Source organism: Lentzea sp., from assembly GCF_036380075.1.
In the GTDB taxonomy this organism is placed as follows: domain Bacteria; phylum Actinomycetota; class Actinomycetes; order Mycobacteriales; family Pseudonocardiaceae; genus Lentzea.
Map to the genome: position 1 here is coordinate 1 of NZ_DASVFL010000008.1, position 15,019 is coordinate 15,019.

The 15,019-nt window shown below is 70.6% G+C and carries 15 protein-coding genes; 8 read left to right on the plus strand and 7 right to left on the minus strand.

Annotation, left to right across the window (positions count from 1 at the left end; genetic code table 11):
• The 6 genes from VF330_RS00645 to VF330_RS00670 all read left to right on the plus strand — a co-directional run.
• Window positions 1-351: ATP-binding cassette domain-containing protein (locus tag VF330_RS00645; RefSeq protein WP_330849470.1), on the plus strand; the 351-nt coding region annotated here is incomplete at its 5' end.
• On the plus strand, window positions 348-1,280 hold the full coding sequence (gene iolC / locus VF330_RS00650) for a 5-dehydro-2-deoxygluconokinase (RefSeq protein ID WP_330849471.1): 933 nt from the start codon (window positions 348-350) through the stop codon (window positions 1,278-1,280). The genes VF330_RS00645 and iolC, both read left to right, overlap by 4 nt.
• Window positions 1,277-2,182, plus strand: coding sequence for a Cgl0159 family (beta/alpha)8-fold protein (locus VF330_RS00655; protein ID WP_330849472.1), 906 nt, complete (start codon window positions 1,277-1,279; stop codon window positions 2,180-2,182). The genes iolC and VF330_RS00655 overlap by 4 nt, the downstream gene beginning before the upstream one ends.
• Window positions 2,179-3,066 carry a 5-deoxy-glucuronate isomerase gene (iolB, locus tag VF330_RS00660; RefSeq protein ID WP_330849473.1) on the plus strand — a complete coding sequence of 296 codons (888 nt, stop codon included), beginning with the start codon at window positions 2,179-2,181 and terminating at the stop codon, window positions 3,064-3,066. Before VF330_RS00655 ends, iolB begins: the two co-directional genes overlap by 4 nt.
• Complete coding sequence (gene iolD / locus VF330_RS00665; RefSeq protein ID WP_330849474.1) at window positions 3,063-4,916, plus strand: 3D-(3,5/4)-trihydroxycyclohexane-1,2-dione acylhydrolase (decyclizing); 1,854 nt, start codon at window positions 3,063-3,065, stop codon at window positions 4,914-4,916. The genes iolB and iolD overlap by 4 nt, the downstream gene beginning before the upstream one ends.
• Before the next feature lie 115 nt (window positions 4,917-5,031).
• Window positions 5,032-6,027, plus strand: coding sequence for an NADH:flavin oxidoreductase/NADH oxidase (locus VF330_RS00670; RefSeq protein WP_330849475.1), 996 nt, complete (start codon window positions 5,032-5,034; stop codon window positions 6,025-6,027).
• A gap of 73 nt (window positions 6,028-6,100) precedes the next feature.
• On the opposite strand, the gene VF330_RS00675 is transcribed toward VF330_RS00670, so the two are convergent.
• Window positions 6,101-6,289: a DUF3073 domain-containing protein gene (locus VF330_RS00675; protein ID WP_330849476.1), complete on the minus strand. Its 189-nt coding sequence runs from the start codon at window positions 6,287-6,289 to the stop codon at window positions 6,101-6,103.
• Window positions 6,290-6,462: 173 nt separating this feature from the next.
• Here VF330_RS00675 and VF330_RS00680 point away from each other — a divergent pair, with 173 nt between their 5' ends.
• A complete protein-coding gene (locus VF330_RS00680) occupies window positions 6,463-7,323 on the plus strand; it encodes a hypothetical protein (protein ID WP_330849477.1) in 861 nt (286 codons plus the stop codon).
• On the opposite strand, the gene VF330_RS00685 is transcribed toward VF330_RS00680, so the two are convergent.
• From VF330_RS00685 to VF330_RS00705, 5 genes are all read right to left on the minus strand, one after another.
• Complete coding sequence (locus VF330_RS00685) at window positions 7,266-8,447, minus strand: MFS transporter (RefSeq protein WP_330849478.1); 1,182 nt, start codon at window positions 8,445-8,447, stop codon at window positions 7,266-7,268. The two genes, VF330_RS00680 and VF330_RS00685, sit on opposite strands and share 58 nt — an antisense overlap.
• Window positions 8,448-8,517: 70 nt before the next feature.
• Entirely contained in the window at window positions 8,518-9,087 is a 570-nt protein-coding gene (locus VF330_RS00690) for an aerial mycelium formation protein (protein ID WP_330849479.1), read from the minus strand.
• Window positions 9,088-9,147: 60 nt separating this feature from the next.
• Window positions 9,148-9,972, minus strand: a complete 825-nt coding sequence (locus tag VF330_RS00695; protein ID WP_330849480.1) for a 3-keto-5-aminohexanoate cleavage protein — start codon at window positions 9,970-9,972, stop codon at window positions 9,148-9,150.
• A gap of 18 nt (window positions 9,973-9,990) precedes the next feature.
• Window positions 9,991-11,052 (minus strand): folate-binding protein, encoded by a 1,062-nt coding sequence (locus VF330_RS00700; RefSeq protein WP_330849481.1) that lies wholly within the window; start codon window positions 11,050-11,052, stop codon window positions 9,991-9,993.
• Window positions 11,049-11,438, minus strand: a complete 390-nt coding sequence (locus VF330_RS00705; protein WP_414675310.1) for a Fur family transcriptional regulator — start codon at window positions 11,436-11,438, stop codon at window positions 11,049-11,051. Before VF330_RS00705 ends, VF330_RS00700 begins: the two co-directional genes overlap by 4 nt.
• Before the next feature lie 81 nt (window positions 11,439-11,519).
• Between VF330_RS00705 and VF330_RS00710 the strand changes: the two genes are divergently transcribed.
• A complete protein-coding gene (locus tag VF330_RS00710) occupies window positions 11,520-12,362 on the plus strand; it encodes an aminodeoxychorismate lyase (RefSeq protein WP_330849483.1) in 843 nt (280 codons plus the stop codon).
• A gap of 1 nt (window position 12,363) precedes the next feature.
• Here the strand turns inward: VF330_RS00710 and VF330_RS00715 are convergent, their stop codons facing one another.
• Window positions 12,364-14,898 (minus strand): glycosyl hydrolase family 18 protein, encoded by a 2,535-nt coding sequence (locus VF330_RS00715; RefSeq protein WP_330849484.1) that lies wholly within the window; start codon window positions 14,896-14,898, stop codon window positions 12,364-12,366.
• Window positions 14,899-15,019: the final 121 nt, after the last annotated feature.

Consider the following 15,019-nt stretch of genomic DNA (forward strand, 5'->3'; position numbering starts at 1 on the left):
GGCACGCTGTCCGGCGGCGAACGGCAGTGCGTCGCCATCGCCCGCGCCGTGCACTTCGGCGCCAAGGTGCTGATCCTCGACGAACCGACCGCCGCGCTCGGCGTGAAGCAGGCAGGAGTGGTGCTGAAGTACGTGGCCCAGGCGCGTGATCGCGGACTCGGCGTCGTGCTGATCACCCACAACCCGCACCACGCCTACCCGGTGGGCAACCGGTTCCTGCTGCTCAAGCGCGGCCGTGCGCTGGGCAGCTACGAGAAGTCCGACATCGACATCAACGAGCTGACCCGGCAGATGGCCGGCGGTGCCGAGCTGGAGGCGCTGGAGCACGAGCTGCGGGGTGTCGAGGCGTGACGTCGCTGGAAGTGCTGACCGTCGGCCGGGTCGGGGTCGACCTCTACCCCGAGCAGTCCGGGGTGCCGCTCGCCCGGGTCAGCACCTTCGCCAAGTCGCTCGGCGGCACCGCGACCAACGTCGCGGTCGCCGCCGCCCGGCTCGGCCGCCGCGCCGGGGTGCTGACGAAGGTCGGCCCGGACGGGTTCGGCACCTACGTCCGCGAGGCGCTCGAAGGCTTCGGCGTGTCGGCGAAACACGTCGGCACGTCGCCGGATCTGCTGACACCGGTGGTGTTCTGCGAGCTCAACCCGCCCGCCGACCCGCCGCTGCTGTTCTACCGCCTGCCGACCGCGCCGGACCTGACGATCGGCGAGGACGACGTGCCGTGGTCCGTCGTGCGCAATGTCCCGCTGCTGTGGGTGACGGGCACCGGCGTCTCGGCCGAACCGTCCCGGTCGTCGCAGCGGATGATGCTGGCGAACCGGGCCCGAAACGGCCACACCGTGCTGGACCTGGACTACCGGCCGATGTTCTGGCCGGACGTCGAGACCGCGCGCACCGAGATCAGCTGGATGCTCGACCACGTCACGGTCGCCGTGGGCAACCGGACCGAGTGCGAGGTCGCCGTCGGCACGTCCGACCCCGATCTCGCCGCCGACCGGTTGCTCGAGCGCGGGATCTCGCTGGCACTGGTCAAGAAGGGCGCCGAGGGCGTCCTCGTGGCCACGCCGGACGGGCGCTGGACCGTCGAGCCGAACCCCGTCGAGGTCGTGTGCGGGCTGGGAGCCGGTGACGCGTTCGGCGGGTCGCTGGTGCACGGCCTGCTCTCCGGCTGGGACCCGGTGAAGACCGCCCGCTACGCCAATGCGGCCGGCGCGATCGTCGCGTCCCGGCTGGCCTGCGCCGACGCCATGCCGAACCAGGAAGAGATCGAGGAAATGCTGTGATCACCGACGGTCAGTGGCGTGAACTGCTGTGGCGGCGGGCCGAGGACCCCGGCTCGATCCGGCGCGCCTACCAGTCGCGCAAGCGGCGCCACTCGTTGCTGAACGGCAAGTCCACGCTGTTCCTGGTCGCCGCGGACCACCCGGCGCGCGGCGCTCTCGGCGTCGGCGGCGACCCGCTGGCGATGGCCGACCGGCGCCAGCTGCTGGCCCGGCTGCTGACGGCGCTGGCGAACCCCGAGGTCGACGGCGTGCTCGGCACGCCGGACGTGATCGAGGACCTGCTGCTGCTGGACGGCCTGAACGAGCGCGTCGTCATCGGCTCCATGAACCGCGGCGGCCTGGCCGGGGCGGACTGGGAGATCGACGACAGGTTCACCGCGTACGACGCGTCGTCCATCGCCACCTTCGGCTTGGACGGCGGCAAGATGCTGCTGCGCCTGGTCGACTCGGACCCCGGCACCATCCCGACGCTGGAGGGCTGCGCACGAGCCGTCACCGAACTGGCCGAGCACGGCCTGATGGCGATGGTCGAACCGTTGCCGTACAAGCGCGACCACAACGGCAAGCTGGTGCTGCAGAAGGATGCCGCGGCGCTGTCGCGTGCTTCCGCCGTGGCCGCCGGTCTCGGCTCCACCTCCGCCTACACCTGGCTGAAGCTGCCCGCGCCGGACGAGCCCGAGGTCGTGCTGGACACCACCGCGCTGCCCGCGCTGGTGCTCGGCGGGGTTCCGTCCGAACGGCCGGAGGACGACCTCGCGTCGTGGGGCCGCTCGTTGCAGCACCCGACCGTGCGCGGCCTGGTCGTCGGACGTGCGCTGCTCTACCCGCCGGACGGCGACGTCGCCGCCGCCGTGGCCGCTGCCGCCGAAATCCTCCGCACCGCGAAGGGGATCACGGAATGACCCTGCACCGTCCACACGGGACGCTCTCGACCGGCTCCGACGTCATTTCGCTGACCCCGGAGGACGCGGGCTGGACGTACACCGGTCTGCGCGTCCTGCGGGTCGAGGCCGGCGGGTCGGTGACGGTCGAGACCGGCGAGTTCGAGGCCTTCGTGCTGCCGCTGGCCGGGTCGCTGTCGGTCGAGGTCGACGGTGAGCGGTTCGAGCTGCGGGGCCGTGACTCCGTCTTCACCCGCGTCACGGACTTCGCCTACGTGCCCAGGGACGCCTCGGTCGCACTGTCCTCTGTGGACGGATGTGAGGTCGCGCTGCCGATGGCCCGCTGCACCAGGCGGCTGTCCCCGAAGTACGGCCCGGCCGACGGCGTTCCCGTCGAGGTGCGCGGCTCCGGCAACGCGACCCGCCAGGTCACCAACTTCGGCGTGCCGGGGGTGTGGGACCACGCGGACAAGCTCAACGCGTGCGAGCTGATCACCCCGGACGGCAACTGGTCGTCGTACCCGCCGCACAAGCACGACGCGTCCGAGCCGTGCGAGGTGGAGAACGAGGAGGTCTACTACTTCCGCGTCGCCGACCGGGACCAGGTCACGCCGTCCCGCACCGGTTTCGGGTTCCACCGCACCTACACCGACGACGGCGAGATCGACGAGGACGTGACGGTCCGGGACGGGGACGTGTTCCTGATCCCGCGCGGCTACCACGGTCCGTGCGTCGCGGCGCCGGGCTACCCGATGTACTACCTGAACGTCCTGGCCGGTCCGGGTGAGGAGCGGTCCATGGCGTTCTGCGACGACCCGGCGCACACCTGGGTCCGCGACAGCTGGGCGGCGCAGGACCTGGACCCGCGCTGCCCCGTGACGACAGCAGAGGGGCGGGTCAAGTGAAGCTCACGACCGCGCAGGCGCTGGTCCGCTGGATGCTCGCGCAGCGGACGGAACTGTTCGACGGCTCGGTCGCGCCGCTGTTCCCCGGCGTGTTCGCGATCTTCGGCCACGGCAACGTGCTCGGCATCGGCAACGCGCTGGAGGAGGTCCGCGACCGGATCCCGGTGTGGCGCGGCCAGAACGAGCAGGGCATGGCGCTGGCCGCCGTCGGCATCTCCAAGGCCTCGCACCGCCGCCAGGTCGGCGTCGCCACCTCGTCGATCGGCCCCGGCGCCCTGAACATGGTCACCGCCGCCGGCGTCGCGCACGCCAACCGACTGCCGTTGTTGCTGCTGCCGGGCGACACCTTCACCGGCCGCGCGCCCGACCCCGTCCTCCAGCAGGTCGAGCACTTCCACGACCCGACCGCGACGGTCAACGACGCGTTCCGCGCGGTCAGCCGCTACTTCGACCGCATCACCCGGCCCGAGCAGCTGCTGTCGACGTTGCCGCAGGTCGCCCGCGTGCTGACGGACCCGGCCGACTGCGGCCCCGTGACGCTGGCCCTGCCGCAGGACGTGCAGGCGGAGTCCTACGACTTCCCCGACGCGCTGTTCGAGCCGGTCGTGCACCGCCCGCTCCGCCAGCGCGCCGACCTGAACGCCCTGTCCGAGGCCGCCGCCGCGATCCGGTCGTCCGCACGGCCGTTGCTGGTGCTGGGCGGCGGCGTCCGCTACTCCGGTGCCGCAGGCCGCGCGTTGCGCTTCGCCGAACAGCACAACATCCCGGTCGTCGAGACCACGGCGGGCCGGACCCTGGTCCCGCACGAGCACCCGCTGCACGGCGGTCCGCTCGGCATCACCGGCTCGACGTCGGCCAACGTCCTGGCGGCCGAGGCCGACGTGGTGATCGCGGTGGGGACCAGGCTGCAGGACTTCACCACGGCCTCCTGGACCGTCTTCTCCCCGGACGTGCGGCTGATCTCGCTGAACGCGGCCCGCTTCGACGCCGTGAAGCACGGCTCGTTCGCCCTGGTTGCCGACGCCGACGAGGGCTTGCGCGAACTGACCGACGTCCTCGGCTCGTGGCAGGCGTCATCGGACTGGTCCGCACGCGCGTCCGCCGAGCGCACGAAGTGGGACGCCCACATCACCTCGCTGCGCGAGCCCGGCGAAGGTCTCCCGACGTACGCGCAGGTGGTCGGCGTCGTGAACGAGGTGAGCGGCCCGACCGACTACGTCATGACCGCGTCCGGCGGCCTGCCGGGCGAGCTGATCGGCGGCTGGCGCGCCACCGGCGAGTCCACGATGGACGTCGAGTACGGCTTCTCCTGCATGGGCTACGAGCTGGCCGGGGCCTGGGGTGCCGCCATCTCGCACACCCAGGGCGTGGTCACGACCCTGCTGGGCGACGGCTCGTACCTGATGCTGAACTCCGAGCTCTTCTCCGCCGCCTTCGCGGGCCACGGCTTCGTGGCTGTCGTCTGCGACAACGACGGCTACGCCGTGATCCACCGCCTGCAGACGGGCCAGGGCGGCGCGGGCTTCAACAACCTCTACCCGGACTGCACCACGGCGCACGCCGAACCCCCGCGCACGGACTTCGCGGCCCACGCGGCGTCGTTGGGCTGCGCGGTCTTCCCGGTCGAGTCGCTGGGCGACCTGGAAGGCGCCTACCGCAAGGCGCGCGAGGCCGCGGTGGCCGAGAAGCGCCCGGCCGTCGTGGTGATCCGCACCCACCCGTCGTCGTGGACCGAGGCCGAGGCGTGGTGGGAGGTGGGCGTGCCGGAGGTGTCGCACCGGCAGGAGATCGCCCAGGCGCGTGACGAAGTGCTCGAAGGAAAGGCCAAGCAGGTCCGCTACCTGGGGTGATCATCCTCGGTCACCGCCCAGTGACTGAGACGACCCCGACGCCGGGAACAACGCGCCCCAGCGCTCCCTTGAAACGGTTAGTTAGGTCTACGAACCGTTTCAAGGGAGCCATGAAGTGAGCCAGCTCTTCTCCCCGCTGACCCTGCGCTCGGTCACGCTGCCCAACCGCATCGCGGTCAGCCCCATGTGCCAGTACTCGGTCACCGAGGAAGACGGCGTGCCGACCAACTGGCACCTCGTCCACCTCGGCTCGCGCGCGGTGGGCGGTGCCGGCCTGGTCATCGCCGAGGCCACCGCCGTCGTGCCGGAAGGGCGGATCAGCGCCCAGGACACCGGCATCTGGAACGACGCGCAGGTCGAGGGCTGGAAGCCCATCACGAAGTTCATCAAGGAGCACGGCGCGGTGCCGGGCATCCAGCTCGCGCACGCCGGGCGCAAGGCGGTCGGCGACTGGGTTCCGGTCGCGCCGACGACCGAGCCGTTCCCCGGCCTCAACACGCCGGAGAAGCTCGAGAGCCACAGCGGGATCGTCAAGCAGTTCGTCGACGGCGCGCTGCGGGCGATCGAGGCCGGCTTCGAGGTGCTGGAGATCCACGCCGCCCACGGCTACCTGCTCCACGAGTTCTACTCGCCGCTCACGAACGAGGGCAGCATCGAGGAACGCATCGCCCCCTCCGTGGAGGTGACCGCGGCCGTGCGGGCAGCGGTCGGCCCCGACGTGCCGGTGTTCGTGAGGATCAGCGGCAGCGACTGGGTCGAAGGTGGCTGGACCGCCGACGACAGCGTTGTGCTGGCACAGGCGCTCAAGGCCGCGGGTGCGGACCTGATCGACGTGTCCAGCGGTGGCAACACCGCGCAGGCGGACATCCCGATCGGGCCCGGCTACCAGGTGCCGCTCGCCGAAGCTGTGCGACGCAAGGCAGACGTGCCCACGGGTGCGGTCGGCCTGATCACCGAGGCGAAGCAGGCCGAACAGGTTGTGACGGACGGAGCCGCTGACCTGGTCCTGCTCGCGCGCGAACTGCTCCGCGACCCGTACTGGCCGCTGCACGCGGCACAGCAGTTGGGTGTGGAGGTCAGGGCGCCGAAGCAGTACGCCAGGGCGTTCTGAAAACGCCCTCAGAGTTCAAGGGCTGGGCGCCGGGGTCACCGGCCGCCCAACCCTTGAACTCCGAAGGCTGAATTCAGCGACGGTAGTCGTCGTAGTCGTCGTACGGGTCGTTGAGTGGCTCGTCGCCACCACTACTCCCGTTCGGCGACCTTTCGTCACCAGACAGCTCGCGCTGCAGCGCAGCGAAGTCGGTCTCATGAGAGCTGTACTTGAGCTCCCTGGCGACCTTCGTCTGCTTGGCCTTCGCTCGGCCGCGCCCCATGGCTCGACCCCCTCGCACAGGGACGGGGGCGGCCGGGGGAACGGCGGCCCCACTCGTCTCGACAACTAGTTCCTGGTAACTACCGTACCGTGCCGATGGGGTTCCTCGCGACGCGGTAGGCGTGACACGTACCGCCAAATCTCCCGGCCGCCCCCGCGTGGAAGGATGCACAGGTGCCCAGACCGTTCGTCGCCTACCTGAGGGTGTACGAACCGTTATCGGCGTTGGACGCACCGCTAGCGGCGAAGGTCGAGAAAGCCCTGGAAAAGGGCCCTGTGGCCCGCTCGGACGCAGGAGACCGCGAACGCGAGCTGTGGTTGCGATCACAGTTGGGACGAAAGCTCCTCCCGGGCGAGTCGTCGGACGTCATGACGATCAGTCCGGCCGAGGTACCGACCTCCGACGCGGCCCGTGTCGGTCCGGGCCCGCTGGTCTGCCCGCTGGACATCCGCACGAGGTCCGCGGCCGCTCTGGTGGGCTTCCTGGCCTCCGCGCCGCCGATCCTCCAGGACGCCGCCCTCAACCTCTCCGCGGAGACGGTCCGTGCGCGCGCGTCCGCCGTGATGGCCGAGCTCTCCGCCGGCGCGGTCCACGTCATCTCCACGACCTGGACGGTGCCGCTGCCGTGGTTCGCCCTCGTCGACCCCGCCCAGCGCCGCGTGGTGCTGGCGAGCGCCCAGGACGACCCCGAACGGCAGGTGTCGTGGCGCGTGGCGATGGCGGACGCCCGGCGCAGGGTCGCGAGGGCGCTCAAGGTCGTCAAGGGCGCGCTGGGCGAGGACGGCCCCGCCACGATCCTCGCCGACACGGGCCGCTGGCTGGAGCACTTCCACCCGCACTCGGCCGTCGAGCTCGACTACGGCGGCCTGGTGCAGCTGCTCGAGGACAAGGACCTGCTGGAGGACTCGTCCGCGGCCGACGTGAACGCCATCGTCGACGCGCTGGAGTCCGGTGACGCCGAGGAGGTCGCGCTGCGCTACGAGGCGCTGCGCGAGTTCTGGGGCGAGTTGGCCGGCAGGGAACGCCACGGCTGAAGCAGCACCCGTGCGACCACCGCGCAGACCGCCGCCAGCACCATCGCCGCCGGCCAGCCCACGTGCACGGCGACGAAGGCCGCGACGAACGGCGTGATGGCGGCGCTCAGGTAGTTCGCCGAGTTCTGCATGGCGATCGCGGTGGCGCTGCGGCCCTCCGGCGCCAGCTCGCCGGCTTCTGTTACCGCCAGCCCGTTCCAGCACAGCGCGAACACCGAGGTGGGCACGAGCAGGGCGATCAGCACCGGCAGTGGCGCCTGGTCGACCACCGCGACCAGCGCGAACCCGCTCGCGGTGAGCAGTGAGACGATCTTCAGCGGCCCGATCCGGCTGCGCGCCCGGTCCGACCACACGCCGGCCGCGAGCCGACCGGCCCCGCCCAGCGTCTGGGCGACGGCGAACACCGCGGCGGCCGCCGTCACGCTCATGCCGCGGTGGTCGTGCAGGAGGGGCACGGTCAGCGCGGTGGCGGTGAACTGCGGAACCACGAGCAGTCCACTCGCGAGAGAGAGGCGCAGCAAACGGGGGTCCTTAAGCACCAGCCCGTGGTCCGAGCCCGCCCGGACCGCTCCCGGCGGTTCCCTGACCAGCAACGCCACCGCGAGCGCCACGAACGCCGTCACGCCTGCCAGCACGACGAACGCCGTGGGCACCCCGGCCGAGAGGGCGATGCCGGGCAGCACGGCCGCCGTGAGGGCCGCGCCGAGGGGCGTGGCCGTCTGCCGGACGCCCATCGCGAGACCGCGCGACTCCTTGCTGAACCACGACATCACCGCCCGGCCGCTGGCCGCGTTGACGCTGGCCCCGAACAGCCCGGCGGCGAGCAGCGCGAGTCCGGCGACCCAGGCGCCGCCCAGCGCCACGGACAGCAGGCACGCAGCGGCACCGAGGCCGCCGATGGTCATCACGAGCCGCTCGCCGCGCCGGTCCGCGACGACGCCCCACGGCACGAGAGCGATCATCGTGCCCAGGTTGACGGCACCGAGGAGCAGCCCCACCTGGGGCAACGTCAGGGAGAAGTGGTCGCGCAGCTGCGGGCTGATCGCCGGCAGGCCGAGGAAGACGGCCGCGTTCGTGCCCTGCGCCAACGCCCCCACGAACAGCACGACCCAGCGATACCCCATGAGGGCACGCTAGGTCGGCTGCTCAGAAAGTGGAACGGTCGTCCCAGACCGTGGGAGTCGGAGGGGGAACTCAGCTCTTGCGGCGGTGGTGCCCGCGCTCGGCGGCCAGCAGCTCGTCCACCGAGGCGCTGCCGCGCTGGTAGCGCGACGCGATCTCGGCGTTGAGCTTGTCCACCACCACCTGCACCTCACGGCGCCGCACCGACACCGACGCCTCTTCGGAGATCAACGTCTCCAGCACGTCGCCGAGGCGGTCGTCGGCCAGTGAGCTCACGTCCGAGAGGTCGACGTCGGAGATGAGCGCTTCCACGTGCCGTTGGTGCGCGTCGGCTCGTGACGGCTCATGGGTCTGGTACCGGCCGAGGCCTGTCGCCGGACCGACGGCGTTCGTGGAGAGGATCGTGGCCAGCTGTTCGACCACCGCCGACCCGCCGGAGCTGCGGCGCTCCTGTTCGGCGCGCACGATGTCGATCCGCGCGTGCAACAGCCGCCGCAGGTAGGACAGGTCTGTCTCTTCCTGCGCTGCCTCGTCGCGGAGTTCGCGCACCTCGACGAGCGGGCGCTGCTCGACGCCCTCCGTGTAGTCGGGGGCGAGCACCCTGTCGATTCGGCGGCGCCCGCCAGGACGCACCTCGATCACGTGTCCATCCTGCGGTAGATCCTCCTCACCCGCCAACACATGTCATGCACCAAACTTGTCTCAAATGTGCACGCCCAGCAGCTTGCGGGCCTCATCAGGTGACAGGGCGGGCCGCTGCGCGATCTTCGACAGACCCGCGGCTCGTGCCACGAGCTGTGCGTTGTCGCGCACCGGCACTCCCCGCGAGTAGCTGATCGTGTCCTCCATACCCACTCGGAGGTGGCCACCAGCCCCCAGTGCGGTGAACATCACCGGAAGCGTCGTGCGGCCGATGCCGGTGGCGGAGAACGTCGCGCCGTCGGGGAGGGCGTTGACCGCGGCGACCAGCGTCGCGACGTCGCCGGGCATCCCGCCGGGCACGCCCATGACGAGGTCGACGTGCACGTGGCCGCCCGCGGGCAGGCCGTGCTGGTCGAGCAGGCGCTTGAGCGACGCCAGCTGGCCGACGTCGAAGATCTCGTACTCCGGGACGATGCCGCGTTCCTGCATGCCCTTGTGCAGGGAGACGATGAACTCCCAGCGGTTCAGGAACACGTCGTCGCCGAAGTTGACCGTGCCCATCGTGCAGGACGCGGAGTCCGGCATCGCCTCGAGCACGCGCAGCCGGTCGTCCTCGGGGTCGTGCACCGACCCGCCGGTCGACAGCTGCACGACGAGGTTCGTCTCCGACCGCAGCGCCTCGACCGTGGCCTTCAACCGGCCGAGGTCGAGCGACGGCTTCGCGTCGTCGCCGCGGATGTGGACGTGGATCATCGCCGCGCCCACCTGCTCGCAGGTCTGCGCCGTCGCGACCAGCTCTTCCAGGGTCACCGGAAGCTGCGGGACGTCGGCTTTCGCGTGCTCCGCTCCGGTGGGAGCGACGGTGATGAGCGTGCCCAGGGACATGGGCGCGACTCTAGGGGCTCATCCCCTCAAGTTGCGAACAGCTTCCCGGCCCAGTCCTGGCGTGTCCGCCGGCACCGAGTCGGGGTCGATTCGTGCCTGGACCTCCCGTTCGGGAGCTCCGGCCACGAGCGTCGCCTCGACCGGTACGGACCGCTTGACCAGCGCCAACGCGATCGGGCCCAGCTCGTGGTGCAGCGCCACGCTGCCCACCCGGCCGACCGCGCGGCCGTCCAGCGTCACCGGGTCACCGGTCTCCGGCTGGGCGTCGGCAGAACCATCCAGGTGGAGTAGGAGCATCCGCCGCGGCGGGCGTCCCACGTTGTGGACCTTCGCGACGGTCTCCTGACCGCGGTAGCAGCCCTTGCTCAGGTGCACGGCGCTGTCGATCAGGCCGACCTCGTGCGGGATCGTGCGCTCGTCGGTGTCGACGCCCTGCCGGGCGCGCAGCGACTCGACCCGCAGCGCCTCGAACGCGTAGCTGCCCGCGGGGCGTGCGCCCGCGTCCGTGATCCGCTGCCACCACTGCGCCAGCTCGGCCCGCGGGACCAGCAGGTCGACCGCGTTCTGCCCCGGCCACGACGCCCGGCGCACGAAGCCCTCGCCCAGCGGCTCCGCGCCCGACGGCAGCGGGACGCCCAGCTTCTCCAGCACCGCGGGCGTCTGCGGCCCGGCGACGGTCAGCAGCGCGAACTCGCCCGTGGCGTCGCGCGGCTCGACCTTGGACCAGAAGACCATCTTCTTCAGGTACGCGAGCAGGTCGTCGACCTCCTCCACGTCCAGGAACACGGTGCCGCCGACGTTCGCGACCACCATGTGGTGCTCCAGCCGGCCCTGCGCGTCGAGGATCAGCGCCTCGGTGGCCCCGCCCTCGCCCAGCTGCTCGAAGTGCTGGCTCGTGAGCTGGTGCAGCCACGTCAGCCGGTCCTCGCCCGGGATCGCGATGACGCCGCGGTTCGAGCGGTCGACGACGACGGCGGTCCGGACGGCCGAGCGCTGTTCGGCGAACGGGTCGCCGTAGTGCCAGGCCACGCCCGCGTCGATCGACTCGTCGGGTGGCGGGACGGCTCCTGGGAGGCTCACTCGATCTCCTGCTCCTGCTCCAAGCAGTCGCGGCACGTGCCGGACAGCGCGAGGTGGCTTGCATCCAGTTCGAACCCGTCGCGGTCCCGCAATGTTCCGACCAGTGGCTCGAGGAGCTCCGACGGGATCTCCTGCACGCCGCCGCAGATGTGGCACACCAGGTGCACGTGCTGGTGCTCGTCGACCGAGTAGCTCGGCGCGCCGTGGCCCAGGTGCGTGTGCCGCACGAGCCCGAGCTTGTCGAGCAGGTCGAGCGTCCGGTAGATCGTCGTGATGTTGACCGTCGGCGCCGTCTCCTGGACGCGCGCGCAGATCTGCTCCGGAGTGGCGTGCTCCAGCGCCCTGACCGCGTCCAGCACGAGCTGGCGCTGCGGTGTCATCCTCATCCCGCGGTCGTGCAGCGTTTTCCGCAGGCCTCTTGCGGTCTCCACGGCAACCATGTTAGTTGCTGCTAGTAGTCTCGCCGCATGCGCGTGCTGGCACTGCTCGACGGAACCCTCGCTGACCCCGACTCGCCGCAGATCCGCGTCGACGACCTCGGGCTCATGCGCGGCGACGGCGTCTTCGAAACGATCCTCGTGGTCGGCGGGAAGCCCCGCGAACTGACGCCCCACCTCGACCGGCTCGACCGGTCCGCCGCCATGCTCGACATGCTGCCGCCTCCGCGCGCGGAGTTCGAGCGGGCGGTCGAGCTCGTCCTCGGCAACTGGGAGGGCAGCGGGGAGTTCGCCCTCAAGCTCGTCTACACCCGCGGCGTCGAGGGCGGTGACGGCACGCCCACCGGTTTCGCGCTCGGCATGGAGATCGGCGCGAAGGTGCTCAAGCAGCGCGCCGAGGGCCTGTCCGCGGTGACGCTCGACCGCGGCATCGACACCGACCTGGCCGACCGCGCGCCGTGGCTGCTGCTGGGCGCCAAGTCGCTGTCGTACGCGATCAACATGGCCGCGCTGCGCGAGGCCGAGCGCCGCGGCGCGTCCGAGGTCGTCTTCACGACGTCCGACGGCTCGGTGCTCGAAGGCCCCACGTCGACGCTGGTCCTGGTGCGCGGCAAGACGTTGGTGACGCCGCCGTCCGAGCTCGGCATCCTGCCCGGCACCACGCAGTACGCGTTGTTCCGCGCCGCCGAGCGCGCCGGCTGGACCGTCTCCGTGGAGCCGATCCAGGTCGGCGAGCTCTACGACGCCGAGGGCGTGTTCCTCGCGTCCAGCGTCCGCAAGATCACGCGGGTGACCGTGCTGGACGGCAAGCAGCTGCCCGACTCGTCGGCCCTGCTGACCGAGCTGCAGGGCCTGTACGAGTCCGAGTACTGATCTAGCGAAGACCCGCGTCGACCGCGGCCATCAACGGGCCGCGGTCACCGGACATCTCCCAGAACATCGCGCCCAGCAGGTTCTTCGACCTGAGCCACGCGGTCTTGCGCTGGATCGACCAGGCGTCGTCGAAGGTCCACCACTGGTTGCCGGTGTAGCAGGACGTCGCCACGGCCACCTCGTCGTGGAAGACGGTGCAGTTCGGCACCGAGGCGACGAGGTTGGCGTACCCGCGCGTGCCCGACTCCTCCGGGAACTGGCCCGGCGCCGCGCCTCCCGCGGCCTGCCACTCGCCGTTCTTGCCGCCGTTCACCACGTTCTGCCAGCCGCGTCCGTAGAACGCGAGCCCGAGCGTGATCTTGCGCGACGGCACCCCGGCGTCGAGGTAGGTCTGCACGGTGTTCTCGACGCTGAACCTGGTCGTGTACGGGTCGTCGGGGTCCGGGTACAGGTTGCCCTGGTGGCCGGTGCGGTTCGGCTCCCACGAGTTGTCGCTGCCGGAACCGTGGAAGTCGTAGCCCTGGACGTTGAAGATGTCCATCGACTGCGCCACCCGCCCGAGCTCCCAGCCAGCCGCGATCTTCGCCGGGTCGGCCGGGGTGAACGCGGTGATCTGGTAGCGCTTGCCGGTCGTGGTGCCCATCGCGTCGAGCTGCCGGCGGAACTCCTCGATCAGCAGAGTGTTGTTGACCTTGTCCTGCGGGCCGAAGTGGTTGCCCGCGTGGCCTTCGGCGCCGGGCCACTCCCAGTCGAGGTCGATGCCGTCGAAGATGCCCGCCGCGCTGCCGGGACCGCCGGCGCCGTTGTACACGGGCAGGTTGCCCTTGATGTAGACGTCGAGGCACGACGACACGAACTTCTTGCGTGAGGCGTCCGTCGCCGCGACGTCGGAGAAGTACTTGGAGTACGTCCAACCGCCGAGCGAGATCAGCACCTTGAGGTTCGGGAACTTCGCCTTGAGCTTCTTCAGCTGGTTGTAGTTGCCGCGCAAAGTCTCCCAGCCGCTGTCCGCCACGCCGTCGACGGACTGCGCCGCGCTCATCGGCCTGCTGTAGTCGGCCTCGGCGTCACCGGCGCCGTCGCCCTGGCTCGGGTCCTGCGGGTCCGGGCTCGTGCCCTTCGTGACGCCCTGCAGGCACGTCAGGTTGACCGGGTCGATGTTGCCGAACGCGTAGTTGACGTGCGTCATCTTCGCGGCGTCCATGTCCTTCACGAAGTATTGGCGCCCGTAGATGCCCCACTGCACGAAGTACCCGACGCGCGCGTAGCCGCTCACGATGTCGTTGGTGCGTTCCGTGAGCGCGTTGCTCGCCGCAGAGACGTTGTCGTAGATGTCCCGCGCTTTGATCGAGAAGGTGTAGCTCGTGGACGGCGCGAGGCCGCTCACCGTCGTCGTGGTGCCGCTGACCGTCTGCTTCACGGTCGAGCCGACGTAGACGTCGTAGTTGGCGACGCCCTTGTTGTCGGTGGAGGCGTTCCACGCCAGCGTGATGCTGCCCGCGTCCTTGGCCGTGGCACGGAGGTTGACCGGTGCCGTGGGCGGGGTGGTGTCGTCGGCCGGGTTGTTCGTCGTGACGCTGACGGCCGTGCTCGCCGGGCTTTGCGCGCCCTTGGAGTCCTTGGCGCGCACCGTGAACGAGTACGCGGTGTTCGGGCTCAGGCCCGTGATGATCGCGGACGTCGTGGTGGAGCTCGCGGCGAGGTTCGTGCCGTTGTAGACGTCGTAGCCGGTGACCGGGAGCGAGCCGGGCGTGGAGGCGTTCCACTGCAGGGTCACCGTGCGCGTGGTCTTCGTCGGCGACGTCAGGCCCGTCGGTGCGCTCGGCGGGGTGTCCGCGCTGCCGTCGCAGTTCGCGTTGTTGACGCGGCACGTCACCGGGTCGACGTTGGAGCTGATGGAGAACGACGGGCTGTACGGCTCGGTGCTCGCTCCGGCGTTGATGGTCTTGTTGTAGTAGACCGGCGTGACCGTGACCTGGTTGCCGTTCTGCGTCACCGTGCTGTTCTGGCCGTTGCTGACCGTCACGCCGTTGGGCAGCGTGAAGCTGATCGACCAGTCGGTGACCGCGGCAGAGCCGTGGTTGCGCACGATGAACTTCGCCGTGCCACCCGAGACCGAGTAGTCGGCCGTGAGTCCGGTCGGTATGGGTGCAGGTTCACCGCTGCCGTCGCACGCCATGTTGTTGATCGTGCACGTGGTCGGGTCGGCCGCCGCGCTCAACGTGAACGCCGGGCTGTAGGGCTCGGTGGTGCGGCCGGCGGGGAGGTTGTTGATGTAGAAGGCCGGAGTGAGGGTCACTCTCGTGCCGTTCTGGGTGATCGTGGCGTTCTGCGGGTTGGTCGCGGTCACGCCGGCGGGCAGGTCGAACTTGAGCGACCAGCCGTTGAGCGCGGCCGTGCTCGCGTTGGCGACCACGAACTTGCCGGTCGTGCCGGTGCGGGAGAAGGTCGCGGTGATGCCGGTGGCGGCTCGTGCAGGGACCGCCAGGGCCAGTAGCGCGACCAGAACTGCCAGCAGTGCAGGGATTCGGCGCATGCGGAACTCCAGTTTGGTAGAGGTTCCGCGGCGGCCTGGTTGTTACGGTATTTGGTCTGGACCATCCACGTCAACGGCCGTGCGGCTCAGTCGGCCGGGCGGAACCGGACCTGCGTGCCCG